Source organism: Sphingorhabdus buctiana (assembly GCF_042680825.1).
GTDB lineage: Bacteria > Pseudomonadota > Alphaproteobacteria > Sphingomonadales > Sphingomonadaceae > Sphingorhabdus_B > Sphingorhabdus_B buctiana.
In genome coordinates this window covers 185,602-211,257 of record NZ_JBHUEL010000003.1, presented here as the reverse complement: position 1 = coordinate 211,257, position 25,656 = coordinate 185,602, and the positions used below count along the sequence as shown (strand labels likewise).

Sequence of the window (25,656 nt, the reverse complement as noted above, 5' to 3'; positions counted from 1 at the left end):
CTGCTCCCCTTCCTCAGCGATCGCGTTCGAGCACATAGCGCGCAATGGCGCGTAGCAAGTCTGCTTCATGGCCATAGCTGGCCAGATGGCTGATCGCCTGTTCGACCAGCATTTCTGCCTGCTGCTTCGCGCGGTCAAGGCCCATCAGCGAGACGAAAGTCGCTTTCCCGGCATCTGCATCCTTGCCAAGCGCCTTGCCGGCAAGTGCTTCGTCACCCTCTACATCCATGATGTCATCGACAATCTGGAAAGCGAGCCCGATGTCGCGGGCATAGCCGCGCAAATGCGTGCGCCCTTCAGGCGCGACATGGCCCAATATTGCGCCAATCTCGACACTCGCAGCAATCAAGGCACCGGTTTTCAAGGCTTGCAGACGGGTGACGGTGGGCAGGTCGAAATTGGATTTCTCGGCCTCAAGGTCCATCATCTGCCCGCCCGCCATGCCATCAGGCCCACTCGCAGTTGCAAGCGTTGCGATCATTTCACCACGGGTGAACGGATCGGGATGGGTGGCAGGATCGGCAAGGATTTCAAACGCCAGCGCGTGCAGCGAATCCCCGGCAAGAACAGCCGTCGCTTCATCGAATGCCTTGTGAACCGTCGGCTTTCCACGCCGCATATCGTCGTCATCCATGCATGGCAGGTCGTCATGGACGAGCGAATAGACATGGATCGCCTCAACAGCGGTGCCGGCGCGAACCGCATAGCTGCGGGCGACGTTGAAAATGCTTGCAGAGGCGACAACAAGCAACGGGCGAAGCCGCTTTCCACCACCGATTGCGGCGTGGCGCATCGCCTCGAAAAGCCGTTGGCGCGGATCATCGGGTACTGCCAGCAGTTCGTCGAACAGCGCGTCGACATCTGCCGCCACCTGGGCGATTGCCTCATTCAGCGATGTGGCGGAGGGTTGGGCCAATTTTCAGTCCGCGTCGAATGGGCGGGTGCCGGAAGGCGTGCCATCGGCTCCCAGCACAATCTGCTCGATCCGGGCCTGGGCAGCGTCGAGCCGGGACTGGCACTGCGCCCGCAACTTATGCCCCTGCTCGTACAATGCGATCGATTCATCAAGCGATGCTTCGCCGCTTTCAAGCTTGCGGACAATCTCTTCCAACGCCTTGAGCGCTTCTTCAAAACTGGGTTCTGGGGCTGTGCTTGCCATGGCCACAGCTTTGGCGCGGGGCGGCTTGCCGGTCAAGCGTTTCGCTTCATCGAATATATCGGAAGAAATGACTTTGCGACGAAATCAAGCTGGGGCAAGGCCGCCATCCTATGAAAAAGAACCTTCTCCTGATCGCCCCGTTGTCCATGCTGGCGCTTGCGGCATGCAACAATTCCGAAACCCCCGCCAATGAAGGCGAAGAAGCCGCCCAGGCCGCAACGGCACCCGCGCCGGTGGAGCTGCCGCCAGCAATCACTTCGCAGGCGACCTATCGCTGTGCCGACAACACGATTGTCCACATCGACTTCCTTGGTGACAATGAAGCCGCGGACATCCGCGTTGGCGAAAAGACCGCAGTTGCGGTTCGCGTCAGTGCAGAAAAGCCCGCTGCTCCTGCTGAAGGCGAAGCCGCCCCTGCTGAAGCGGCTAAACCCGCTGGCCCGCTCAAATCGGTGGACGGCATGACCACGCTTTCGGGCAGCGGAAAGCAGATCCAGCTCAAGCTCGCCGACAAGGGCGAACAGGGCTGCAAAAGCAACTGAGCCCTTATAACATTTCGGAACCGGAAAGGGGGTCGCGTTGCGGCCCCCTTTTTCTTGGCGCAGCGCCTTATCGGCGTTAGTCTCTCGCAGAGGGAGGGACGGGGACATGTTTATCGGACATTTTGCACCGGCAATGATCGCCGCACGGCACAAGGATGCACCGAGCTTGCCGGTGCTGTTCATCGGCGCGCAACTGGTTGATTGGGCCTTTTTCGGATTGTTGCTGACCGGCGCGGAAAAGATGCGGGTGACGCCGGGCATATCCGCGATGAACCCGATGGATCTCTATCACATGCCCTATACGCATAGCCTGCTCGGCTCGGCGATATTTGCGCTGGCTTTTGGCGCTTTGATCTTCGCTGCTACGCGCAACCGGACCGGGGCGCTAATCGCAGCGGCAGTTGTACTGTCGCACTGGTTTCTCGACTTGCTCGTCCATGTCCCCGATCTCACTCTCGCGGGAAGCCCTCCGAAAATGGGTTTCGGTCTGTGGAACCATCCCTCGATCGAAATGCCGCTCGAACTCGCACTGACTTTCGGATCGCTTTGGCTATATGCCAAGATCGCCAAGCCCAAGGCTCTCCCACTGGCTTCACTGGCGGGCGTGTTGCTGCTGTTGCAGGCGGTGAACTGGTTCGGGCCGGTGGAGCCGGAGGTGACTGCTGGCACCAGTTTGCTGGCCTTCTTTGCCTTTGGTTTGGCGACGCTGCTCGCATGGTGGGTTTATCGCAGCGAAAGCCGCAAACAGGCTGGCTAAAATGGGCGTGCAACGCTAAAGCGCCGCGCATGACCCAGATCACCCCGCAAATCGTCGCCGACCATGGTCTTTCCGAGGAAGAATATCAGCGCATATTGAATGCGCTGGGGCGTGAACCCAACCTTGTCGAACTCGGCATATTCTCGGTGATGTGGTCGGAGCATTGCAGCTACAAAAGCTCGCGCATCCATCTGAAAAAGCTGCCGACAGAGGCGCCCTGGATAATCTGCGGCCCCGGCGAAAATGCGGGCGTCATCGATATTGGTGACGGGCAGGCGGCGATCTTCAAGATGGAGAGCCACAACCACCCGTCTTATATCGAGCCTTATCAGGGCGCGGCGACTGGCGTTGGCGGCATCCTGCGCGACGTCTTCACCATGGGTGCGCGTCCGGTTGCCAACATGAACGCGCTGCGCTTCGGAAGGCCTGATCACCCCAAGATGAAGCATCTGGTGCAGGGCGTCGTTGCCGGCATTGGTGGCTATGGCAATTGCGTCGGCGTTCCGACGGTTGGCGGCGAAACCAACTTCCATCCCGCCTATGATGGCAACATCCTTGTCAACGCGATGACGGTGGGTGTCGCCGATACCGACAAGATTTTCTATTCGGCGGCGACGGGCGTCGGCAATCCAATCGTCTATGTTGGCTCCAAAACCGGCCGCGACGGCATCCATGGTGCGACTATGGCATCTGCCGATTTTGGTGAAGATGCCGAGGAAAAACGCCCGACCGTGCAGGTCGGCGATCCCTTCACCGAAAAGCTGCTGATCGAGGCGTGCCTTGAACTGATGGCGACCGATGCGATCGTCGCCATCCAGGATATGGGTGCGGCCGGCCTCACCTCCTCGAGCGTCGAAATGGCGTCCAAGGGCGGATGCGGCATCCGGCTCGACATGAACAAGGTGCCCCAGCGCGAAACCGGAATGACGCCCTATGAGATGATGCTGTCCGAATCGCAGGAACGCATGCTGATGGTGCTGAAGCCCGGCAAGGAAGCGATGGCCCAGGCGATTTTCGAAAAGTGGGAACTCGACTTTGCCGTGATCGGTGAGGTTACCGATACGGGGCATATGGTGCTCGAATGGAATGGCGAAGTGGTGTGCGATATCCCGCTCGGCCCGCTCGCTGACGATGCCCCGCAATATGATCGCCCCGCGTTGAGCCGCGAAGACTATAAGGCATGGGCCAAGGTGAAGCCGCTCGGCGATGTGCCGCAGTCGGCTGATCTGACCAAGGATCTGCTCAAGCTGATGGCATCTCCCGACCTCGCGAGCCGCGCGTGGATCTGGCAGCAATATGACAGCCAGGTCGGTGCGGATACTGCGCAGAAATCGGGAGGCGACGCAGCGGTTGTGCGCGTGCACGGGCACAAGAAGGCGCTCGCGATTTCGACCGATTGCACCCCCCGCTATGTCTATGCTGATCCCTATGAGGGCGGAAAGCAGGCGGTTGCCGAAACCTATCGCAACATCAGCGCGGTCGGAGCAACACCGCTAGCGATTACCAATTGCCTCAACTTCGCCAACCCGCAGCGCCCCGAGATCATGGCGCAGTTTGTCGGCGCACTCGAAGGCATGGGTGATGCCTGCCGCGCGCTCGACTATCCGATCGTCTCGGGCAATGTCTCGCTCTACAATGAAAGCAAGGCGACAGGCGGCGGTAGCGCGATCTTGCCGACCCCTGCGATTGGCGGCGTCGGCCTGCTCGATGATGTCGCGAAGATGGCGACCATCGCGTTCAAGGCCGAGGGTGAAATCCTTGCGGTAATCGGGCCCAACTATCCGGAACTTGGCCAGTCGCTGTGGCTGCGCGAAATCCATGGACGCGAAGATGGTGATCCGCCCTTTGTCGATCTGGCCGATGAAAAGCTTAATGGCAGCATCGTGCGCCAGTTGATCGCCGACGGTGCGGTGACTGCGGTGCATGATATTTCGGACGGCGGCCTTTTGGTTGCGGTCGCGGAGATGGCGCTGGCGGCCGGCATCGGTGCCGAATTGTCGCCGATGGATACCGCCTTCGCCTTTAACGAAACCCAGTCACGCTATCTGGTCACCTATCCGGCGGACAAACCGCTTAACCGCAAGGATGTTCCTTTTGTGAACATTGGCAAGGTGGGGGGCAGCGCCATCAGCGTCAACGGCGCAAGCGTGTCGCTGTCCGACTTGCGTGCTGCGCACGAATCCTTCTTCAAGGATTGGATGGAAAGCTGATGGCTGCACCGGCGGGTTATTCCGGAACCCCGCTGGCGAAGAAACTCGGCCTCAAAGATGGCATGCATGTGTGGTTTGATACCATGCCGGACAGCGTGCGCGCCGAGATCGCAGACTATGGTGTGGCCTTGATCGAGGAAAACGCGCCCTCGCAAAATGTAGATGCGGCGCATGTCTTCGTGACCGAAAAGTCGCTATTGGCCGAGCGGCTGGTGGCGTTGCGCAACGGCCTGAAAACTTCAGGTCAGCTTTGGATTAGTTGGCCCAAAAAGGCGTCGAAAGTTCCAACCGACATCACCGAAGAGACGATCCGCGAACTCGCGCTGCCCATGGGATGGGTTGATGTGAAGGTGTGCTCGATCGACGCCGTCTGGTCCGGCCTCAAACTCGTTATTCGCAAGGAGCTGCGTTAAGCGGCAGCCTTTTGCTGGCCCAGCAGGTCATAGGGATCGACGCCGCCTGCGCGCATGATTTCGTGCGCGCGATTGTACAGCGACGGTTCCTTGATACCTAGGCGCTTGCGCGCGTCAGCCAGCGGTTCTGCGAGGAGCGCGCGGATATCTTGGTGCGCGATCTTCTGTGCGGCCTTGCCAGCACGCTGGGCTTCACGAATCGCTGAATAGATCGGCACATTTTTGAGCCCCTTCTTGATCTCGCGGCCACCGGCATAGGCGATGAAGAGGATACCCAGATTCGGATTCTGGCTGTAGGTGAATGCGAGTACGCACTGCTCACCCAATGCATCGCGCCCATAACCGGTCAGCACATGGAACAGGTCATGCGTATCGCGCTGGCGGTTGCCATAGCGTTCGAGGAGGTCGTCGAACTTTTCGGTCTTGTCGGCAAATTTCTCATACTCGTCGACAAGGCCCTGCGCAGTCAGACCTTCTTTCTCCATGAAGTCGCAATAGGCATGGGCAACGGTGCCCATCGGCAGTTTGCGCAAGGATTTGTGATCGTCGAGGATTTCCACAAGGTTCTGCGGCTCGGCGAGCAGCTTGGCACCCATGTCGCTGCTCCAGAATTCGCGGGCGCGCTTGGTGAAGCTGTTTCCCGAAAGCGCACGGATAATGTGGAACACCTGCTCGGTATCTTCCTTGTCGGCAATCAGCTTGCGGAAATGGTGCAGCGCCTTGAGCGGGCGGAAACCCGAATCGGTGCGCGCGGGGTGGGAGAAGGGAATTGCCTGATCCATGAAGACTTTACCTTTTCGATCCAAGTTCCGGATATCTTACCGACAAGAGTGTAAATAGCAAGTTAGCGAGTCATTATCAATAGCGGCTGGACGATATCTCGAAACAACTGTATTGATGGGATAATACAGGGGGATGATCTGATGCCCAATCAAACGCTTGCCGACCGCCACATTACACTCGACGCGCTGCGTGGCTTTGCCGTGATGGGCATTTTGGCGATGAACATAATCGCCTTTTCGATGCCCGAATGGGCCTATGTCACCCCTGCGGCCTATGGTGGAGAGACGCTGGCAGACAAGATCACCTGGTTCCTTGGCGTGATCTTTGTCGATGGCAAGATGCGCGGCCTGTTCTCGCTGCTCTTTGGTGCGAGCATGATGCTGATTATCGATCGCGCCGATGCGAAAGGCGAAAGAGCGGGCCGGGTTCACTATACGCGCATGTTCTGGCTCGCGATATTCGGCCTCTCGCACTATTTCTTTCTGTGGTTCGGCGACATCCTGTTTCTCTATGCCGCCATCGGCAGCGTTGCCTTCCTGTTCCACAAATGGGCGCCCGAGCGCTTGATCAAATGGGCGCTGATCATCTTCATCGTTGGCCTGCTATTCTGGGCGATGCAGTTTGTCGGCCTGCAGGTGCTGCAATTCTTTGCCACGCAACCGGGTGCCGACCCGGCATTGGTGAAGCAATATCAGGAAGTGATCAACAACCCCGATTTCGCCTTCAACACAAGCGAAGAACTCGCGCTGCACCGCGGCAGCTATTCCGCCATTGTCGCTGCCAAGCTGGCCGAGTGGCATGAACCTTTCGCGTTCATCTTGCAGGGCTTTTACGAAACGCTGCCTCTCATGATGCTGGGAATGGCGCTGCAGAAAAATGGCTTCCTGTTGGGCAATTGGGATGCCGCCGCCTACCGCTCCTGGATCAACCGCCTGCTTTTGCCCGGACTGCTGCTCAGCGCGTTGATTGCCGTCTGGGTGATGGCGAGCGGTTTTGATGTGATTACCGCGCTCGCCGCGTTCATGACATGGACCGCGATTCCGCGAATGATGCTCACCATCGCTTATGCAGCTTTGCTCATCCTTGGGATACGCAAGCTGGCCGGCAGTGCGTTGCTCGAACGGGTCACTGCGGCCGGCCGCGCCGCATTCACCAATTATCTCGGCACCAGCATTGTCATGACAACCATCTTTTACGGCTATGGCTTGGGCCTGTACGGCCATGTCAGCCGACTGGGGTTATGGGTCTTTGTGCTGGCGGCGTGGACAGTGATGCTGCTCTGGTCCAAGCCTTGGCTGGAGCGTTTCCACTACGGCCCGCTCGAATGGTTGTGGCGCAGCCTTGCGGGCGGCAGCCTGCAGCCGTTCAAAAAATAAAGGCACATGCATAAGTGCTATTGCAACCTATTCGCATTAACGTTAAATGCGAATCCATGATCGTATGTGTTTGCAATGCCATCCGGGAAAAAGAACTGCGCGACGCGGTGCGTTGCGGCAGTGAAAAGCCTGCGGATGTATACGCCCGGCTGGGTCGCAAACCCAAGTGCGGGCAGTGCCTATCCTTCGCGCGCGATCTGATCAGCGTCAAAGCTGCAAGCGCCTAGCATTAGCGCCACCTCAACTAAGTGTAACAGGCCCGAATACCGGGCTTTTCCTGCTTTCAGAATTGCCTTCGCCAATCTATTATCTTGCCATCGAACATCAGGAGAAAAGCCATGAAGGGCGACAACAAGGTCATCGAGTTTCTGAACGAAGCGCTGAAGAATGAGCTGACCGCGATCAACCAATATTGGCTGCACTATCGCCTGCTCGACAATATGGGCGTCACCAAGCTGGCAGAGCTGGAGCGGCACGAATCGATCGACGAGATGAAGCATGCCGACCAATTGGCGGAGCGTATCCTCTTCCTCGAAGGGCTACCCAATTTCCAGATGCTGGGTCGATTGAAAATCGGTGAAACGGTGGAAGAAATCCTGCGCGCCGATGTTGCATTGGAGCATGAAGCCATTCCTTTGCTCAAGGAAGCCATCGCGCATTGCGAAAGCGTGCGTGACTATGTCAGCCGCGATCTGTTTGCGTCGATACTCGAAAGCGAGGAAGAGCATCTCGATACGCTCGAAACGCAGCTCGAGCTGATCGCGCAAATGGGAATCCAGAACTACATCCAGTTGCAGTCCAAACCAGCCGAGGGCTGATTACCGGGTCGTATCAGAGGCGGCCGAACTGTGTCTGGCTAAAGGTGCGTGAGCCATATTGGCCGCGGCGCTCGACGAGCGGGCTCGCTTCGGCTTCAAGTGCAGTCAGCGTCGCTTCGAAAAGCGGGCGGAGCTGGACGACCTTTTCGACCAGTTCCTCGGGCCCCTGCCGGATTTCGACATAATGGCGTGCTGCCACTTCGATTTCCTCTGCCAGTGCAGCAAGTCGTTCTGCACCGAACTGCCAGCTTTCACCCTTCAGCGTGTGCGACGGTAAGACGAGTTTGGCCGAATCGCGTTCGCGCATCGCCTGTTCGATCGCACCGACCGATTTGATACCATCTTCACGGAAATAGCCGAGCACGCGAACAAATGCCTCGCCCAGCACGGTGCGCGTCTCGCCAAATGTGGCCCAATTGACGATTTCTTCCGCCGAATAGCTCATCGACGTCGATGCTCCGCTAGGTTCAACACTCCAGCGTCTGCAGTTACAGAATATAGGTAAACAAGGCGTTGACGCAGCCTCGATGCTTTTGCCGAGACGAGCGCTCAGTCCTTGGTTGCGAACGGGTTCTTGGACGAACGAAAATTCATTCGCACGGGCACCGCGCCAAAGCCGAGATCGCGGCGGATGCCGTTGAGCAAATAGCGGCGATAACTGTCGGGCAGTTGATCCACACGATTACCAAAGACGATGAAGGTCGGGGGGCGGTTACGCGCTTGGGTGACATAGCGCAGCTTGATCCGCCTGCCGCCGGGGGCTGGTGGCGGATTGGCTGCAACCGCTTCTTCGAACCAGCGGTTGAGCTGCCCCGTCGAAACGCGTCGGTTCCAGCTTTCCCGGGCCTCGAACGCGGCCTTGAGCATCTGGTCAAGGCCTTTGCCTGTAGCTGCCGACACCGCCAGAACGGGAACGCCCTTCAGCTGGGACAGGCCTTCGTCGAGCGCCGCTTTGATGCCATTGAACAGGCTCGATGCATTTTCGGCGACATCCCATTTGTTGATGGCGATGATCAGCGCGCGGCCCTCTTCGATAACATGGTCTGCGATCTTCAAGTCCTGATGCTCGAGCCCCTTGGTTGCATCGAGCAGCAGGACCACCACCTCGGCGAAATCGATCGCGCGGCGGGTATCGGCGACCGAGAGCTTCTCGAGCTTTTCCTGCACCCGCGCGCGTTTGCGCATCCCTGCCGTATCGATCAGCTTGATACGCCGGTCAGCCAGTTCCGGATCGCTGGGGTTCGGATCGTGCCACACCCAATCGATGGCAATACTGTCGCGGGTGATACCCGCTTCGGGCCCGGTGACCAGCCGATTTTCACCGAGCAGTTTGTTGATCAGCGTCGATTTGCCGGCATTGGGCCTTCCGACGATGGCAAGCTGCAATGGCGCGTCGGGCGCCTCGACATCATAGCTTTCTTCTTCAAAGCCATCGACATAAGGCATCAACGCCTCAAACAGGTCGGCCATTCCCTGGCCATGCTCCGCGCTGATCGCGACACCTTCGCCAAGGCCCAAGGAGAAGGCATCGTAAATCGTGTCTTCGGCCTGTTTGCCTTCGACCTTGTTGATCACAAGGATGACGGGTTTGTCGCTGCTGCGCAGCCAGCGGGCGATTTCCTCATCGAGCGGCGTTACGCCTGCCCGGCCGTCGATGACGAACAGGGCGACAGCCGCACCGGCCAGTGCCGCCTCGGTCTGCTGGCGCATCCGCCCCGGCAGCGTGGCCGCATCCTCATCTTCATATCCAGCGGTATCGACAATCCGGAATTTGAGGTCGAACAGCTTGGCATCGCCCTCACGCCGGTCGCGCGTCACTCCCGGCTGGTCATCAACCAGCGCGATCTTCTTGCCGACTAGGCGGTTGAAGAGCGTGGATTTGCCGACATTCGGACGTCCAATAATCGCGACTGACGGCAACATGATTCAAACCTTTTCGATGCGCATGCGCGCGATCAACGGAACGCGGTGAGACGTCCGCTGTCGTCGAGGATGTAAAGCGTGTTGTTGGCGACAACAGGCGCAACCGAAACCGGGGCCTTGATGTCGACCAGCAGGCTCGCTGAACCCTCACCGGACGATACCGACCAGACCTGGCCTTCGCTGTTGGCGACGATCAGACGGCCATTAGCCAGCACAGGCCCGCGCCAGGTGATCACACCCTTTTTGTCTTCCTCATCGCGATAACGGGGCAGCTTCGAAATCCAGCGGATCTTGCCGCTCGCGCGCTGCACGCAAAGCAGCTTCGCATCGCTGGTCATCACGAAAACCCACTCGCCCGAGACAACCGGGGTTGAAATGCCTGCGATGTTGATTTCCCAGATGCGCTGGCCGGTGACCAGTTCATAGGCGGCCATGCGCCCGCCCTGACCCAACGCGAAAACGCGACCGCGATCGATGACCGGGTCGGCGTCGATGTCGGTCAGCGTCGAAACGCTGGTGGACATGGCGGTGCGCGACAATGTGTCGCTCCACACGCTACGGCCATTTTCATAACGGTAAGCGGCGAGCTCACCGGTCGAATAGCCTGCGATCACGGTGCCTTGTGCAGCGGCAGGTGCGGCGACGCCGAAAATGCCAGAAGCGCCGACCGGGCCGGCTTCGTTCCATTGCGATTCGCCGTCGCTCATCCGCACGGCGTAAATCTGGTTATCCTGTGTCATCACATAGGCATTGCCGTTCGACAATGTCGGTGCGCCACGCAGCGGACCTGCCGGGCGCTTGGTCCATTTGATCGCGCCATTGCTGGCATCAAGCGCGGCCACATCGCCTACGCCATTGGTGGCAAAAACGGTGGTGCCGTCGGTGCTGACCCCGCCGCCAAAGCGCGAAGGTTTGCCATCCTTATCGACGGCGAGCGCAGTCGCCCACAATTTTGCGCCGCTGGCAGCATCAAAGGCGCTGACCACTGCGTCGGTATCGATCACATACAGCTTGCCATCATGGACCACCGGGGTTGCGGCCAGGCGCATGCGGTTGCTAGCCCCGGCGACCTGCGCGCTCCATGCGCGCTGCGGTGCCTCTGAAAGCATCAGGTGGCCAGGCGATTTCGCAGCGTTGCCGCCGGGTTGTGACCAGTTGGCGTTGGTGGCTGCGGGCGGAAGGATGACCGAGATGCCGGAAAGCGCGGGATCGGCGACCGTATCTGCCTCGGTTCCCAATATGTCGATGCGCTTGCCGATGGTCGGCGTGTCTTTCTTGTCGCCACCGCCAAGTGCCGAACAGCCGCTGAGCAGCGCAATTGCCGCCAGCGAAGAGATTATGGTCGCATGTTTCTTCACAGGCTTAATTGTCCTTTCCTGCATCCGCTGTCGCAGATGCACCCTTCGGCTTTTCTTCAAGCTGAACGGTATCCACACCCAAGGCACCCGCCATTTGCTGCGCGCGTGAGCGCAACGTTTGCGGCAGGTCTTCCTGCTTTGCAATCTGGGCGAAAATGGGGCCAGCCAGATTGTCCTTACCCATTTTCATATAGCTGATGGCGGTCATCTCGCCCGCGCTGCCGAACCAGGCGTTGCCGGGCTTTGCCAGCGGCTTCAGCCGGTCGATCACCTGCTGCGGCGGCAAGCTATCAAATTCGACCGTGGTCTGGCGGATGAGCGCAAGATCACGGAAAGGCTGTGGCAGGCTCTCATCACCGACCACTTTCGCATAATCGGCAACCGCTTTCTTGGTGTTGCCTTCGGCTGCGGTGATGTTGGCCAACAGGATCTGCGCCATTGCGCGATAGCCGGGCTGCTCGGCCTTGGCGATGGTGCCCAACTCGGTCTTGGCGGCGGCTACATTGCCGCCTTGCAATTTTTCCACCGCCAGGATGAACTGTTCGCCCTGCTTTTCTGCAGCAGCGGTCTGCTGGTTCTGCCAGTAAATCCAGCCGCCAAAGGCCGCGAGGCCGACAAAGAGAGCGATGGCGAGCCAACGGCCATACCGTTTCCAGAAATTCTCAAGGTCGCCCGCGCGGACGGCATCATCGACTTCGCGCAGGAAAGCCTCATCGCTGGCGCTGCGTTTGTCGGTTGGGGTCAGTGCCAAAATGGCCTCCTGTTTCGTGGTCTTGTGGCGTCCTTAGCCATGGATGGCCAGACTTTCCAGTGCGAAGGGGCGGTAAGGTCAATCCGGCTTGTAAAGCTGTTCGTCGCTGGGGAAGGCGCGTGAGCGGACATCGTCGGCATATTTCTTGACCGCTTCCTCGACATGCTCCTGCATCGCACCGAAACGCTTCACGAATTTGGGGACACGATCGAACAGGCCGAGCATGTCTTCAGCGACCAGAACCTGGCCGTCACACTTGGCCGACGCACCGATACCGATGGTCGGGCAGGGCACCTTCTCGGTGATTTCAATCGCGATGGGCTCCATCACGCCCTCGATCACCAGCGCAAATGCACCAGCTTTGGCGACCGCTTCGGCATCTTCGACAATCGAGCGGGCTTCGGCTGCGCTCTTGCCGCGCACGCCATAGCCGCCGAGGATGTTGACAGCCTGCGGGGTTAGACCGACATGCCCCATTACCGGGATACCGCGGGCGGTGAGGAATTCGATCGTCGGCGCGATCACCTTGCCGCCTTCGATCTTCACACCCGCCGCGCCAGTTTCCTTCAACAGGCGCGATGCGTTGGTGAAGGCCTGCTCGGGTGATGCCTCATAGCTGCCAAAGGGCATGTCGACGATCACCGCGGCGTGGTAGCTTCCGCGGACGACTGCGGCACCATGCAGTGCCATCATCTCCATCGTGACCGCCACGGTGTGTGGCAGGCCGTAAATCACTTGTGCCAGCGAATCGCCGACCAGAAGCATGTCGCAATGCGGATCCATCAACTGCGCCATGCGCACCGTATAGGCGGTCAGCATCACCAGTGGCTCGCCGCCCTTGCGCTGCCGGATGCGCGGCACGGTAAGCCGCTTCATCGGCTGCGGCGTCGGGTTGGCGCGGCTGGTGGAGACGGGAAGGGTGAGCGTTTTGGGCGTAGTCGACATGGCACAGGCGCTTAGCGACTAAAGCAAAGGGGCAAAAGCGCGAAAGCCTAAAGAGTGAATAATATTTGACTCAATGTTAAATATATATAACATAACGTCCGAATCACTTAACATGGAGTGTGCAATGTCGTTTCGCGAAAAAATTCACTGGGTGGCGTTTGTCGGGCTGCTGGCTGGATTCGGCTGGTATTTCCTGTCCTACCCTTGGGAAACCGCCAACACCCGTATGGGGATGCTGACGTCGGTGTGGATGCTGTTCCCGACGACGATCATCTTCCTCGTGCCCATGATTGCCGGCAGTGCCTATTTTGCCATCCGGACTCCCAAGGAAGCCAATCTGAAAGAAGACGAACGGGAAAAACTGATCCATCTCAAAGGCACACACGCTGCCTATTACCCACTCGTGCTTGGCGTTTGGGTCAATATCTTCGCCATGATCAACGGGCTGATGTATGGCTGGTCGGTCAACATCCTGATGGCAACCTTGGTGCTTGCGGAACTGGTTCGTGTTGGCGCCCAGCTTTACTATTACCGCAGGGGATACTGAGTCATGGCGCGCCTTCCCTTTGACAACGACATCAAGACGCTGCGCTTCCTATCGGGCGAAATGACGCAGGGCGATCTTGGCGACAAGGTGGGCGTTACCCGCCAGACCATCGCGGCCATCGAACAGGGCAAATATTCACCCAGCCTCGAGGTTGCTTTCCGTATCGCGCGCGTTTTTGGAAAACCCCTTGAAGAGGTGTTTCGCTGGGCTGGGGATTAAGGCAGTTTGGTTAGTGCGTGCACGCACAGGGGCCCGGGCTTTTCAAGCTCCCCAGCTCTCCGCCCGGGCCCCAATTTTGAAGATCCCGATCAGGCGCCCAGATGCGCTTTCACAAAATCCGCCGCACGCTCGCCAATCATGATCGATGGCGCGTTGGTGTTTCCGGAAACGAGGCGCGGCATGATGCTGGCATCCGCCACATACAGACCCTCAATACCACGGAAACGCAGCTGCGTATCAACCACATCGTCTGCATTAGCGCCCATGCGGCAAGTGCCGACCGGGTGATAAACAGTGTCGGCGCGATTGCGGATCATTTCTCCCAGTGCTGCATCATCGTCGATCGGGGTCGCGTGTCTATCGACGCCGCGATAAGCGGCAAGGCTTGGTGCCTCGGCAACGCGGTGCATCAGGCGGACACCAGCTTTCAAGGTTTCCAGATCGCGATCATCGGTCAGGAATGCCGGGTCGATCAAAGGAGCATGTGCGGCGTCGGGTGAGGCAAGCCGCACGGTACCGCGGCTATAGGGGCGCAGCACGCAGGCATGGATGCTGAATCCGTGGCCTTTCACTTTCGTCCGCCCATGGTCTTCGAGCATCGCCGGAACGAAATGATACTGGATATCGGGTGCAGGCTGTGAAGGGTCAGTTTTCCAGAACCCTCCCGCTTCGGCGAAGCAGGTGGTCAGGATGCCAGTCCGCTTCATCCGATGTTCGAACAGCGCCTTCGCCATCCGCCATGTTCCGGCGAGGCTGTCACCAAAGAAATCGGTCGATGGGCTTTCGAAGCTCGACACATAATCGATATGGTCCTGCAGGTCTTCGCCCACGGCCGGTTTGTCGAGCACCACATCGATACCCATCGAACGCAGATGTTCGGCGGGGCCGATCCCCGAAAGCTGCAAAATCTGCGGGCTGCCAAATGCGCCTGCGGAAAGGATGACGGCGGCACGTGCCTTCAATGTACGGCTTTTGCGGCCCTGGCGGATGACAATGCCGGTCGCGCGGCCGTTTTCGACAATGATCTTTTCGGTCAAGGCGCCGCAAATGACTTCGAGGCGACCGGCAGCCTTGGCAGGCTCAACATAGGCGCGCGCAGCCGACCAGCGCTCGCCGGCTTTTTGCGTAACCTGGTAAAGTCCAAAGCCTTCTTGCTGCGCGCCGTTGAAATCGTCTGTGCGCGGCAGTTGCAGTTCGGCAGCGGCCTCCACAAAGGCGCGGCTTCCCGGATTGGGCCAGCGCTGGTCCATGACGTTGAGCGGGCCGCCCGTGCCGTGATAGGCATCGCCGCCACGCTCGTTATTTTCGGCACGTTTGAAATAGGGCAATACATCATCATAGGCCCAGCCATCGCAACCGAGCGCCGCCCAATTGTCATAGTCAAAGGCATGGCCGCGAATATAGACCATCGCGTTGATCGCGCTTGATCCGCCAAGGCCTCGCCCGCGCGGCTGGTAACCGGTGCGCCCGTTCAGGCCTTTTTGCGGTACCGTTTCGTAACGATAGTTGGAGGCATCGGGGATGAACGGCATGAAGCCCGGGGTTTTGACGCGGATTGCATCGTTGGTCCCGCCCGCTTCGACCAGGCACACCTTGAACTTGCCACTTTCAGAGAGCCGCCCTGCGGCTGCGCTCCCCGCCGAACCGCCACCGACAACGATGATATCAAACTCGTCCATACTGACTCCTTTGAAAGTAAGGTTTAACCGGACGATTAAGTTTGGCAATCGCTATTCGGCAGGCGTCACCGCTTTTTGCTGGCGTTCGTTCCAACGTGCCTTGATGCTGTCCGATGTGTCGCGGCTGCCATCATGGCTCCAGCCGGGTGGGCGCCATAAATAGCCAAGCTTGTAACGCCAGGGTGCTGACCAGACATCCTTGGCTATCGCGATCCATTCATGGAAGACGCTGTAGAGCAGGTTGAACGTGCCGAGCTGGCGGACAATGCCATAACGGATCACTTCCTCATCATTTTCGGTTGCAAAAGTGCCAAACATCCTGTCCCAGATGATGAAGGTCCCGGCATAGTTGGAATCGAGGTAACGCGGGTTTGTCGCATGGTGGACGCGGTGGTGCGACGGGGTGTTCATCACATATTCGAACCATGCCGGAAAGCGCTTGATCGCCTCGGTATGGATCCAGAACTGGTAGATGAGGTTGATCGCCCCGCAGAAGAACACCATCGCCGGGTGAAAGCCGATGAAGACCAGGGGCAGGCGGAAGATAAAGCCCAAGGCGATGAAGCTGGTCCAGCTTTGGCGCAGCGCCGTCGACAGGTTGTAATGTTGGCTCGAATGATGGTTCACATGGCTCGCCCAGAACCAGCGGACACGGTGCGCGCTCCGGTGGAAGACGTAATAGGCGAGGTCATCGATGATGAAACAGGCGATCCAGGCCCACCAGGCCCAGCCGATTTCGATCAATCGATACTTATAACCCCAGTAAAACATCGAGGCGACGAGCCCGGCGGTCAGCGCGCCGGCAACCGTGCTGCCAAGGCCAAAGCCGAGTGAGGTCAGCGTATCGCGGGGTTCATATTTTTCGGGTGCGTTGCGCCGCGCCCAGATCATTTCGATCAGGATCATCAGCACGAAAATGGGGACGGCATAGTCGACCGGGTTGGGCAGTTTCACGATCATGCCGAAATCCTCCGCAGGCCTGCGGCCCAGATCTGCGCCTTGTCACCGAGGTTCAAGGTCACCTTGCCAAAGCGGCTGTCGCTGGTGCCCACGGTGAGGAAATTCTGGTCAAGCCGCGATTGGGTGGAACCATCAAGGATGCGACCGGCAAAATGCGCACCATGGCGGCGGATCACCATCTGCCTGCCTTGTGCATCGCGAAGCAGCGCGCCAATGCCCGCCTTGTCGATGGCGATATCGACTGGATCAAAACCGCACATCACTTCGTCGGCCAAGGCGCGGGCGTGCGCTTCATCGCGGATGCGGATATCCCCGCCAAGGTCTAGGCGGCGCGCCATCCATGCGAGGAACAGGATCGCCGCGAGCGACGCCCCCAGTTTCGCGATTTCCCCCAGCACCCCCTCCATGCGTCAGGCCCGGGCTTTCAACATATCCATCAAGGGACGGACGGGATTGGCATCATAGCCTGCCTTGGCTGCCATATTGGTCAGCGCATCGGGGTCTCCACCCTGGCTTGCCTCTGACAATGCCCATAGCAATGTCGATCGGGTGCCCGAACGGCAGTAAGCGAGCACCGGCCCCTCGGCTTCATTCAAAGCCTTTGCCATTGCGGCAACTTGCGGTTCGCTGAATCCTGAATGGGTCACGGGAATGGCGACATAATCGACGCCGACCGTCCGTGCTGCGGCTTCCACTTCGGGCCCGGGCAGTTGGTCGTCACTTTCGCCTTCGGGGCGGTTGTTGATGATCAGCTTTATACCAATCCGCGCCGCCTCCGCGATTTCATCAAGGCCGATTTGCGGGGAGACATAGATAGTATCTGTAAGTTTGCGAAACATGGACCCTTATCCTTCTGCTGCCTCCCTTATTACAGACAGAAAGGCTTCGCCATAGGCTTCAAGCTTGCGTGCACCGACGCCGCTTATCAATGCGAAATCAGAAAGATTGGCGGGCCGCCGCTGCGCCAGTTCGCGCAGCGTTGCATCGTGGAAGATGACATAGGGCGGAACGCCTGCTGCCTCGGCCAGTTCACGCCTTTTGGTGCGTAAAGCTTCGAACAATGGATTGTCCGACGGATTTGCCGACTGCCGCTTTTCCTTGCGGGTTTTGGGCGGAACGACAATTTCCAGTTTCATCTCGCCTTTCAGGATCGCGCGTGCTGCGCCCGCCAGCATCAACCCACCATGTTCGTTGGCGGTCAGATGCCCCTGCGCTTGCAGGGCGCGCGCAACAGCTTTGATCAGCCGGGCATCTTCGCCCGTGACGATGCCAAAGACACTGAGCTGGTCGTGTCCGCGCGCCTCGATCCGTTCATCGGCTCGGCCGGTAAGCACTTTTTCCAGATGCCCGACGCCAAAACTCTGCCCGGTGCGATAGACGGCGGAGAGCAGCTTTTGCGCAACCTCGGTCGCATCGACCACAGCAGGTGCATCGAGGCAGTTATCGCAATTGCCGCATGACGGCGCAGGGTCTTCACCGAAATGACGCAACAGAATGGCACGCCGGCACCCGGCGGTTTCGACGAGCGCGGACAGCGCATCGATGCGGGCTTTCTCGGCAAGCTGGCGCGCCTCCGGCTGTTCCTTCAACCGTTCGCGCGCGAGGCTGAAATCCCCGGGCGACCAGAAGAGATGCGCAACCGCCGGATCGCCATCGCGGCCCGCACGTCCGCTTTCCTGGTAATAGGCCTCGATCGACTTGGGGATACCGGCATGCGCGACGAAGCGAACATCGGGTTTGTCGATGCCCATGCCAAAGGCAACTGTGGCGACCATCACCATGTCCTCGGATGCGACAAATTCGGCCTGCGCGGCGGCGCGCTCCGATGGCTCCATCCCGGCATGGTAGAAACGCGTGCGCCGCCCGGTTCGGGCAATCAGGGCAGCCAGCTTTTCCGCTCGGTCGCGGGTGGTGGCGTAGACAATCCCCGCACCCGGCCAACCGCGAATGGCCGATGCAATTGCCGATCCCTTGCTTGGCGTGTTGGTGACGGCATAGCGGATATTGGGCCGGTCAAAGCCGGATACGATCATGCCGCTAGCCGGGATGCCGAGTTGCTGGGCGATATCTTCGCGGGTGTGCGCATCGGCGGTCGCGGTCAGCGCGAGCCTCGGCACGTTTGGAAATTCGTCCATCAACGGGCGGAGCAAGCGATAGTCGGGGCGGAAATCATGCCCCCATTCGGATACGCAATGCGCCTCGTCGATCGCGAACAACGACACCTTGGTTTCGAACAGCAGGCGCAGGAATTCGGGGGTCGAGGCCCGCTCTGGCGCGACATAAAGCAGGTCTAGCGAGCCACTGACCAGCCTTTCGATGGTCTCGGCGCGGTTATTGTCGGCAGAGGTCAGCGTCGCCGCGCGAATGCCCACTGCATTGGCCGCGCGCAGTTGGTCGTGCATCAACGCAATCAGCGGCGAAATGACGATGCAGGTACCGTCAAGCAGCAACGCCGATAACTGGTAGCAGAGCGATTTGCCCGCCCCTGTGGGCATCACCGCCAGTGTGCTTTGCCGCTCCAGTGTCCGGCGCACCACCTGTTCCTGCACGCCGCGAAATTCAGCAAAGCCGAAAACGCGGTGCAGCACATCGGCTGGGTCGAGAGTATCGGGCGCAAGCATCTGCCTGCCCGCTAGGCCGGATAGTCCCTCAAGAATAGAGCGCTCTTCGGGCATCGGCGACTTTCGCTGTGGATAGCCGAGTCGAATTGGAACATATAAAGAACAAACTATGATGTAAAGTTTAGGGCCCGATTATTCTGCGGCGACGGCCTCTTCGTCCTTTTCGGCCTGCTGGCGCGTCCACATTTCGGCGTAGAGACCGTTTTTTGCGAGCAGTTCGGCATGTGTGCCCTGTTCGGCAACGCGGCCTGCATCGAGCACGACAATTTCGTCCGCATCAACGACCGTCGACAATCGATGTGCGATGACGATGGTGGTGCGCGCTTTTGAAACCTCATCCAGCGTGTCGAGAATTTCCGCCTCGGTGCGACTGTCTAGCGCGCTGGTGGCTTCGTCGAGGATCAGGATGGGTGGGTTTTTGAGGAGCGTGCGCGCGATCGCAACACGCTGTTTCTCACCGCCAGATAGCTTCAGCCCGCGCTCACCCACCTGGGTCTCATATTGCTTGGGCTGCGCAGCGATGAAATTGTGGATCTGTGCACCACGCGCTGCATCCTCGATTTCGGCCTGCGATGCACCTTCGCGGCCATAGCCGATATTGTAGCCGATGCTGTCATTGAACAGCACGGTATCCTGCGGGACGATGCCAATCTGCGCGCGCAGGCTTGACTGGGTCACGTCCCGCAAATCCTGCCCGTCGATGGTGATCCGGCCGCCTGTGACATCGTAAAAACGATAAAGCAGCCGCGCGATAGTCGATTTGCCAGCCCCTGACGGGCCGACAACGGCGAGTGTCTTTCCGGGCGGCACGCGCAAGCTGAGGCCGTTCAATATCTGCCGATCGGGGTCATAGCCAAAGATCACATTTTCGAATGCCAATTCGCCGCCCGCAACCTGAAGTTCGAAAGCGCCCGGGCGATCGACAATCTCCGGCGCAGTATCGATCAGGTCGAACATCGCGGCCATATCGATCAAGCCCTGCCGGATCGTACGATAGACCATGCCGAGCATGTCGAGCGGGCGGAAAAGCTGCATCAGCAACGTGTTGACGAGAACGACATCGCCGGTGCTGAAGCGGCCCTGCGACCAGCCCCATACGCTGAACCCCATTGCGCCTGCCATCATCAGGTTGGTGATCAACGACTGGCCGATATTGAGCCAAGCGAGCGAATTTTCAGATTTCACCGCGGCATCGGCATAGCGCCTTGCCACCCGTGCATAATATTCCGCTTCGCGATCTTCGGCGTTGAAGTATTTGACCGTTTCATAGTTGAGCAGGCTGTCTACCGAACGCGCGACGGTGGCCGTATCCAGCTCGTTCATTTCCTCGCGCAGCTTGTTGCGCCAGTCGGTCACCTTTTGGGTGAACAGGATATAGGTGATCACCATCGCCAGCGTCGCGACAACCAGGCCGACCCCGAATTTGAACCAGAAAATCACCAGCACCGCGACCAGTTCGATTGCCGTTGGCGCAATGTTGAACAGCATGAAATAAAGCATCACGTCGATGCTTTTGGTTCCGCGCTCGATCACCTTCGTCACCGCACCGGTGCGGCGGTTCATGTGGAACCGCATTGACAAGCGGTGGAGGTGCGAAAAGACATTCTCGGCCAGTCGCCGCGTGGCATCCTGCCCAACACGTTCGAAAACGGTGTTGCGCAAATTATCGAACAGCACGCCGCCAAAGCGCGCGCCGGTATAGGCAACGACCAGTCCAATCGCCATCCAGACGCCTGCTTCCAGGCCCGGCTGCATCCGGTCAATGGCGGCGCCATAGACAAAGCCCATGGACAGCTGGACGCCCTTCGAAACCAGCACCAGCAGCATCGCGATGACTATGCGCACGCGCAGCGCGGGCAGGTCTTTAGGCCACAAATAGGGCAGGAAGCGGCTGAGCGTGGCGAAGCTCGCCTCCGCTTTCGCTACTTCCTTTTCCTTGCCGTTTTCGGCCTGTGCCGCCATTCCCTGCATCAGGCCGATATAGGGAAGTATCCGGCTTTAGAAAGTCCCGCTGACTGTCGCGCGGTAAATCAGGCCATAATTGTTGCGGCCAGTATGGGTGAAATCAATGGGGCCATCGCGGCGGTCGACGTAGAAGACTTCGTCATAACCCTCGGTCTGGCCGGCCAGGTTGAATACCTGCCCGCGGACCTTCAGCCCCAACACATTCTTATGTTCGATAAAGGCGCCAACCATCGGCCCGGTGCGGTAATCGCGGCCGAAATAGTCGAGCCGGTAAAAGCCGTAATCGCTATTGTCTTCGGCAAAGACGCCATAGGCCCATTGCGTATTGGGGATGTCGTGGCGGAAATCGGCATTCCAGTAACTCCGTCCGCGATTGCTCAGCGGGCGCTTCTCGCCGGTTAATGGATCGCGCAAAGATGCCGTCTGCCAAGCGCCGATGAGGTCGAGTTTCGCGCCTTTGATGCCGATGGTGTCGAGCAGGAAGCTGGCGTTGATTTCGGTCCGCAGCCGCTTTGCAGTGCCGTCAATATTACCCGGCGCTTCGGTGGTTGCGGTTATCGGAATGCGGTCGACAAGATCGCTGATCGATTCGAGGTCGACCTTGAATTTGATCGACCCCGCCTTGCCCAGCGAACGGTTGGCTTCGAAATTGAGCAGCCAGCTTTGCGGTGGCACAAGCTGGAAATTGCCGGCATTATTGTTGTTGTTGCGTACATCGACCGAGGCGAGGAAGTCACCAAAGTTAAGCTGCAACACTTTGCGCTGGAATTTCACGCTGACGTCGAGGTTGGGCGAGGCTTTCCAGCCCAGTGCGATTGAACCTTTGGGGCGCACATATTGGCGCGAATTACCATTGGGGCTGGTGACCCCCAATTCGCTATATTCACCGCCCAATGTCGCTTGCAGCGTCAGATCTTTGGCAATGGGTCGGCCATAAGACAGGATGACCTGTCCACGTTTCTCCTCGACCCGTGCCGTTGCATTGGGCAACGGCACCGGCTGGAACACGCCGCCGCTGTCGAGTTGGAAAAATTCGGATTCGGCGTCGAGATAATTGAACGCGCCTTCCGCCGAAACCTGCCAGTCGGCTTTGCCAGCTTTCCAGCGATATTCGGCGCGCAACACGCTTTCGCCTTCGTCGATCGACTGGATGAATTTCTGTCCGCTTTCGGGGGATCCGTCGGTCGGGGTGACACGGAACTGGTTGACGAAGGGGCTGTGTTCAAAGCGGTGAAAACCTATCAGCTTCAGCCGACCGCCGCCCAGACCGAACTCATAATCGGCGCCCAGTTCCATACTCCATTCGTCTTCGCGATCACGCCCCGCCTCAAGAACATCGGCGACGCCGGGTTGCTGGCGCAGGAAGGTGCGGGTCCCGCGGAATTCGAAAAATTCGAGCGCGCCGTTGGCATTGAGGATATTTCCATTGTCGCTTTTCAGCGAATAGGTGCCCGCCAACCTTGGCCGGTCGCCCTGCGAACGCACGCGGACGTCGCGCAGGAACAGGCGATCGCCATTGGCATCGCGAACATCTTCATAGCCCCAGCCACCACCGCGAAAGCCGTTGTTATTGGATAGACCCAGCGTGAAATCGCCCTTGCCGATCTTGCCCGAAAGATTGACTTCACCATTGATCCAGAAATCATCGACCCGCCGCCGCCATTGCGGACGCCAGGCAAAATTGCCCTGCAGGCTGTCAGGCTTTGTCACGACGTTCAGCACCTGGCCGTTGAGGCCCGAGACATTGAGCGTCGCACCATCGGCGATTTCCAGCCGGATTACCGAATTCGCAGCGATGCGGGACAGCGCGGTCTGAGCATCATTGCTCTTGCCAGTGATGCGTTGGCCATTGATCAGGACATTCTGGCTGGCCTCGCCCAAGCCCCGGTCGCTGCTGACCTGGCTGATCTGGAATCCCGGTATCTGGCCCACCATATCGAGCGCGGTTTGCGGTGCGAACCGGGCGAATTGAGGAGCCTCATAAATTTGGCGGCCATTTTCGGTGCGCGGTTCAAGGTCGGTTGCCGCCGCCTCGACCTGCGGGGCGGTATTGGCCAATGCGGGGTTGACCGCTGCCAATGCCAACAAACTTCCGGAAGTCGCAAGGATGCGACGGGAGCACACATTCATTAAACCCACTCCTGTCGGGCTCTGTTGGCCCTGTATTGTGCTCCCTGGGGGGCGGGTTAGGATTACAAATGTATGCGAACCAGCCGGGTTCGATTAGCGACTGATAATTTGGGACAAACTACATCCGTCTTGATAGCAGCAGCCACGCGGCAATGGCGTTGAAGCCGGTATAGACCGCGTAGAAGCCGAGGATCATGCCTGACCCCGAATAGGCAAACAGCATCGCGCCGAGCAATATTCCAAATTCAAGCAAATAGCTGCCGTTGCGGCCAAAATGCCGCCCGAAATAAATCTTGGTATCCTCGACAAAGGGATGGCCCGACTCCACCACGGCCTTGTGCATCGCGAAATTGGCAATGCCGAACAGGAAGCAGGCGATCAGATACATCTGCCGCCCGCCTTGCTCATTTCGAAGCGTTGGCTTCCGCTTTGTCGGGGCGCAGGCTTGTGCCCGCACGTCCACCGCGGAAGGAGGAGAACCAGCTCGCCGGATTCAGCCCGGTCGAACCATCGAGTGAGAAGGTGATGATCTCGGCTCGCCCGCCGATACGCTCCCACGCAACCGGGCCACCAAGGCCGATGGGGGCGTCAACGCGGCTGTCGGCGCTGTTATCGCGGTTGTCACCCAGCAGGTAATAATGCCCTGCGGGAATACGGATGGGTGCGACATCGTCGGTCGATCCGCGGCGCGCATCGATCGTGTCATAACTGACGCCATTGGGCAGCGTTTCGCGCACGATGGTGACATAACAGTGCAGCGAACCATCGGCTTCTTGCGCCAAGGCGCCCGGGAAATCGATCTCGGTGCAGGGATTGTTGGCGTCGACCGGCAGGTCTTTCACCGGCTGCGCTTCCTGCTTGATCGGCTTGCCGTTGAGGAACACCTGCCCTCCGCGCATTTCGAACAGGTCACCGGGCATGCCGATAACGCGCTTGATATAATCCTGGTTCTTGCCCTCGGGCGTAAGGATCACGACATCGCCGCGTTCGGGTGTCGCGCCCCACACGCGGCCCTTGCTTTCGGGCAAGGTGAAAGCGAGCGAATCTACGTCTTCGCGCAGCACCAGCCATTGGAATAGCGCCACGGGATTGGGAATGGTGGGGGAGACAAAGCTCCAGCCATAAGCGAATTTCGAAACGAACAGCCGGTCGCCCACCAGCAATGTAGGCATCATCGAGATCGACGGAATATAGAATGGCTTGGCGATGAAACTGTGAAAGCCGAGCACGGCGAGCAGCAACCAGAACAGGCCTTTGATTTCTGCCCACAGATTGTGGAGCCAGCCTTGTTTGGGCGCTTCCGCAGCGCTGCTTTTGCTCTCGGTGGTTACAGGTTCGCTGTTCAAGATTGTCATGCTTTCGAAATCGGTAATGCCTCGATGATCACAAAGGCCTGCGCCCAAGGGTGATCGTCGGTCAGCGTTAGGTGAATGTGCGCCTCATAGCCATTTGGGACCATCGCGTCGAGCCGTGCCTTTGCCCCACCAGTCAGCGCCAATGTCGGAGCGCCTGACGGCGCGTTGACCACGCCGATGTCCTTCATGAACACGCCACGTTTGAACCCGGTGCCGACAGCCTTGCTGAACGCCTCTTTGGCGGCAAACCGCTTGGCGTAGGTTCCGGCCTTGGTGAAGGGCCGCTTTGCAGCCTTGGCGCGCTCGACATCGGTAAATACGCGGTTTTCAAACCGCTCGCCAAAACGGTTCAGCGAATTCTGGATACGCTCTATATTACACAGGTCGGAGCCGAGGCCGATGATCACCGCGCCGCATCCATCAGTTCGCGCATCTTGCGTACCGCATTTTCAAGGCCATCGAAGATTGCCTCGCCGATCAGGTAATGGCCAATATTGAGTTCGGCCAATTGCGGAATGGCGGCGATGGGCTGGACATTATCATAGGTCAGACCGTGGCCGGCATGGGGTTCGATGCCATTCTTGGCGGCGAGTGCGGCCGCATCGGCAATGCGTTTGAGTTCCTTCTCGATCCCGGCCGTGTCGCCATCGAGCCACAGATGCGCGTAGCGCCCGGTGTGCAGTTCGACGACGGGTGCCTTGAGCCGCATCGCGGCGTCAATCTGCCGGGCATCGGGTTCGATGAACAGGCTCACCCGGATGCCCGCATCGGACAGGCGCGATACGATCGGAGCCAGCTGGTTGTGCAATCCGGCCGCGTCGAGCCCGCCTTCGGTCGTGCGTTCCTCGCGCCGCTCGGGCACGATGCACGCAGCGTGCGGTTTGTGCCGCAATGCAATTTCCAGCATTTCCTCGGTCGCCGCCATTTCAAGGTTGAGCGGCAGGCTGGTCGCAGCCTGGATGCGGGCAAGGTCGCTGTCGCGGATATGCCGCCGGTCTTCACGCAGGTGCGCGGTGATGCCGTCTCCGCCGACATGCGCGACAATCTCTGCTGCGCGCACCGGATCGGGGTGATCCCCGCCGCGCGCGTTACGGATCGTCGCGACATGGTCGATATTGACGCCAAGGCGGAGGTGACCGTTCATG

The 25,656-nt window shown here is 59.1% G+C and carries 28 protein-coding genes; 9 read left to right on the top strand and 19 right to left on the bottom strand.

The window, feature by feature from the left end; all coding sequences use genetic code 11:
* Positions 1 to 13 precede the first annotated feature (13 nt).
* Together ACFSAG_RS04100 and ACFSAG_RS04095 are read right to left on the bottom strand one after the other, a co-directional pair.
* Positions 14 to 916, bottom strand: coding sequence for a polyprenyl synthetase family protein (locus ACFSAG_RS04100; RefSeq protein WP_374612286.1), 903 nt, complete (start codon positions 914 to 916; stop codon positions 14 to 16).
* Positions 917 to 919: 3 nt separating this feature from the next.
* Positions 920 to 1,159 carry an exodeoxyribonuclease VII small subunit gene (locus ACFSAG_RS04095; protein WP_374612288.1) on the bottom strand — a complete coding sequence of 80 codons (240 nt, stop codon included), beginning with the start codon at positions 1,157 to 1,159 and terminating at the stop codon, positions 920 to 922.
* A 110-nt stretch (positions 1,160 to 1,269) separates the two neighbouring features.
* Between ACFSAG_RS04095 and ACFSAG_RS04090 the strand changes: the two genes are divergently transcribed.
* From ACFSAG_RS04090 to ACFSAG_RS04075, 4 genes are all read left to right on the top strand, one after another.
* A complete protein-coding gene (locus tag ACFSAG_RS04090) occupies positions 1,270 to 1,701 on the top strand; it encodes a hypothetical protein (RefSeq protein WP_381511616.1) in 432 nt (143 codons plus the stop codon).
* Between the two features lie 106 nt (positions 1,702 to 1,807).
* A complete protein-coding gene (locus ACFSAG_RS04085; RefSeq protein ID WP_381511614.1) occupies positions 1,808 to 2,458 on the top strand; it encodes a hypothetical protein in 651 nt (216 codons plus the stop codon).
* Positions 2,459 to 2,487: 29 nt separating this feature from the next.
* The gene (gene purL, locus ACFSAG_RS04080) at positions 2,488 to 4,668 is read left to right on the top strand and encodes a phosphoribosylformylglycinamidine synthase subunit PurL (RefSeq protein WP_381511612.1); all 2,181 of its coding nucleotides are present in this window, start codon (positions 2,488 to 2,490) and stop codon (positions 4,666 to 4,668) included.
* Positions 4,668 to 5,081, top strand: a complete 414-nt coding sequence (locus tag ACFSAG_RS04075; RefSeq protein ID WP_381511611.1) for a DUF3052 family protein — start codon at positions 4,668 to 4,670, stop codon at positions 5,079 to 5,081. The genes purL and ACFSAG_RS04075 overlap by 1 nt, the downstream gene beginning before the upstream one ends.
* Here the strand turns inward: ACFSAG_RS04075 and ACFSAG_RS04070 are convergent.
* Positions 5,078 to 5,863 carry a Coq4 family protein gene (locus ACFSAG_RS04070; protein ID WP_381511609.1) on the bottom strand — a complete coding sequence of 262 codons (786 nt, stop codon included), beginning with the start codon at positions 5,861 to 5,863 and terminating at the stop codon, positions 5,078 to 5,080. The two genes, ACFSAG_RS04075 and ACFSAG_RS04070, sit on opposite strands and share 4 nt — an antisense overlap.
* 141 nt (positions 5,864 to 6,004) lie before the next feature.
* Between ACFSAG_RS04070 and ACFSAG_RS04065 the strand changes: the two genes are divergently transcribed.
* From ACFSAG_RS04065 to bfr, 3 genes are all read left to right on the top strand, one after another.
* Positions 6,005 to 7,240 (top strand): DUF418 domain-containing protein, encoded by a 1,236-nt coding sequence (locus tag ACFSAG_RS04065; protein ID WP_381511607.1) that lies wholly within the window; start codon positions 6,005 to 6,007, stop codon positions 7,238 to 7,240.
* A gap of 56 nt (positions 7,241 to 7,296) precedes the next feature.
* Entirely contained in the window at positions 7,297 to 7,467 is a 171-nt protein-coding gene (locus ACFSAG_RS04060) for a (2Fe-2S)-binding protein (protein ID WP_374612302.1), read from the top strand.
* Positions 7,468 to 7,578: 111 nt separating this feature from the next.
* Positions 7,579 to 8,058, top strand: coding sequence for a bacterioferritin (bfr, locus tag ACFSAG_RS04055; protein ID WP_374612304.1), 480 nt, complete (start codon positions 7,579 to 7,581; stop codon positions 8,056 to 8,058).
* Between the two features lie 13 nt (positions 8,059 to 8,071).
* On the opposite strand, the gene ACFSAG_RS04050 is transcribed toward bfr, so the two are convergent.
* From ACFSAG_RS04050 to panB, 5 genes are all read right to left on the bottom strand, one after another.
* Positions 8,072 to 8,503, bottom strand: a complete 432-nt coding sequence (locus ACFSAG_RS04050) for an Hpt domain-containing protein (protein WP_374612306.1) — start codon at positions 8,501 to 8,503, stop codon at positions 8,072 to 8,074.
* Positions 8,504 to 8,607: 104 nt separating this feature from the next.
* Entirely contained in the window at positions 8,608 to 9,981 is a 1,374-nt protein-coding gene (gene der, locus ACFSAG_RS04045) for a ribosome biogenesis GTPase Der (RefSeq protein ID WP_374612309.1), read from the bottom strand.
* A gap of 32 nt (positions 9,982 to 10,013) precedes the next feature.
* Entirely contained in the window at positions 10,014 to 11,363 is a 1,350-nt protein-coding gene (locus ACFSAG_RS04040; protein ID WP_374612311.1) for an outer membrane protein assembly factor BamB family protein, read from the bottom strand.
* Positions 11,344 to 12,090: a tetratricopeptide repeat protein gene (locus tag ACFSAG_RS04035; RefSeq protein ID WP_381511603.1), complete on the bottom strand. Its 747-nt coding sequence runs from the start codon at positions 12,088 to 12,090 to the stop codon at positions 11,344 to 11,346. The genes ACFSAG_RS04040 and ACFSAG_RS04035 overlap by 20 nt, the downstream gene beginning before the upstream one ends.
* Positions 12,091 to 12,168: 78 nt before the next feature.
* Positions 12,169 to 13,035, bottom strand: coding sequence for a 3-methyl-2-oxobutanoate hydroxymethyltransferase (panB, locus tag ACFSAG_RS04030; protein ID WP_374612315.1), 867 nt, complete (start codon positions 13,033 to 13,035; stop codon positions 12,169 to 12,171).
* A 124-nt stretch (positions 13,036 to 13,159) separates the two neighbouring features.
* Between panB and ACFSAG_RS04025 the strand changes: the two genes are divergently transcribed.
* Positions 13,160 to 13,582 carry a hypothetical protein gene (locus tag ACFSAG_RS04025; protein ID WP_381511601.1) on the top strand — a complete coding sequence of 141 codons (423 nt, stop codon included), beginning with the start codon at positions 13,160 to 13,162 and terminating at the stop codon, positions 13,580 to 13,582.
* Positions 13,583 to 13,585: 3 nt separating this feature from the next.
* On the top strand, positions 13,586 to 13,801 hold the full coding sequence (locus ACFSAG_RS04020; RefSeq protein ID WP_374612319.1) for a helix-turn-helix transcriptional regulator: 216 nt from the start codon (positions 13,586 to 13,588) through the stop codon (positions 13,799 to 13,801).
* A gap of 89 nt (positions 13,802 to 13,890) precedes the next feature.
* On the opposite strand, the gene ACFSAG_RS04015 is transcribed toward ACFSAG_RS04020, so the two are convergent.
* The 11 genes from ACFSAG_RS04015 to ACFSAG_RS03965 all read right to left on the bottom strand — a co-directional run bounded on the left by ACFSAG_RS04015 (position 13,891) and on the right by ACFSAG_RS03965 (position 25,655).
* Positions 13,891 to 15,480: a GMC family oxidoreductase gene (locus tag ACFSAG_RS04015; RefSeq protein ID WP_381511599.1), complete on the bottom strand. Its 1,590-nt coding sequence runs from the start codon at positions 15,478 to 15,480 to the stop codon at positions 13,891 to 13,893.
* A gap of 51 nt (positions 15,481 to 15,531) precedes the next feature.
* Positions 15,532 to 16,440, bottom strand: coding sequence for a sterol desaturase family protein (locus ACFSAG_RS04010; protein WP_381511597.1), 909 nt, complete (start codon positions 16,438 to 16,440; stop codon positions 15,532 to 15,534).
* Positions 16,437 to 16,847 carry a hypothetical protein gene (locus ACFSAG_RS04005; protein WP_374612325.1) on the bottom strand — a complete coding sequence of 137 codons (411 nt, stop codon included), beginning with the start codon at positions 16,845 to 16,847 and terminating at the stop codon, positions 16,437 to 16,439. The genes ACFSAG_RS04010 and ACFSAG_RS04005 overlap by 4 nt, the downstream gene beginning before the upstream one ends.
* A gap of 3 nt (positions 16,848 to 16,850) precedes the next feature.
* On the bottom strand, positions 16,851 to 17,279 hold the full coding sequence (locus tag ACFSAG_RS04000) for a protein tyrosine phosphatase family protein (protein ID WP_374612327.1): 429 nt from the start codon (positions 17,277 to 17,279) through the stop codon (positions 16,851 to 16,853).
* A gap of 6 nt (positions 17,280 to 17,285) precedes the next feature.
* Positions 17,286 to 19,061, bottom strand: a complete 1,776-nt coding sequence (gene recQ, locus ACFSAG_RS03995) for a DNA helicase RecQ (protein WP_381511595.1) — start codon at positions 19,059 to 19,061, stop codon at positions 17,286 to 17,288.
* 132 nt (positions 19,062 to 19,193) lie between these two features.
* On the bottom strand, positions 19,194 to 21,023 hold the full coding sequence (locus ACFSAG_RS03990; RefSeq protein WP_381512041.1) for an ABCB family ABC transporter ATP-binding protein/permease: 1,830 nt from the start codon (positions 21,021 to 21,023) through the stop codon (positions 19,194 to 19,196).
* 36 nt (positions 21,024 to 21,059) lie between these two features.
* The gene (locus tag ACFSAG_RS03985) at positions 21,060 to 23,111 is read right to left on the bottom strand and encodes a TonB-dependent receptor (protein WP_381511593.1); all 2,052 of its coding nucleotides are present in this window, start codon (positions 23,109 to 23,111) and stop codon (positions 21,060 to 21,062) included.
* 163 nt (positions 23,112 to 23,274) lie between these two features.
* Entirely contained in the window at positions 23,275 to 23,544 is a 270-nt protein-coding gene (locus ACFSAG_RS03980) for a hypothetical protein (protein ID WP_381511591.1), read from the bottom strand.
* Positions 23,545 to 23,560: 16 nt separating this feature from the next.
* Positions 23,561 to 24,511, bottom strand: a complete 951-nt coding sequence (gene lepB / locus ACFSAG_RS03975; protein WP_381511589.1) for a signal peptidase I — start codon at positions 24,509 to 24,511, stop codon at positions 23,561 to 23,563.
* Entirely contained in the window at positions 24,508 to 24,918 is a 411-nt protein-coding gene (gene acpS / locus ACFSAG_RS03970) for a holo-ACP synthase (RefSeq protein ID WP_374612333.1), read from the bottom strand. Before acpS ends, lepB begins: the two co-directional genes overlap by 4 nt.
* On the bottom strand, positions 24,915 to 25,655 hold the full coding sequence (locus tag ACFSAG_RS03965; protein WP_381511587.1) for a pyridoxine 5'-phosphate synthase: 741 nt from the start codon (positions 25,653 to 25,655) through the stop codon (positions 24,915 to 24,917). Before ACFSAG_RS03965 ends, acpS begins: the two co-directional genes overlap by 4 nt.
* Position 25,656 lies beyond the last annotated feature (1 nt).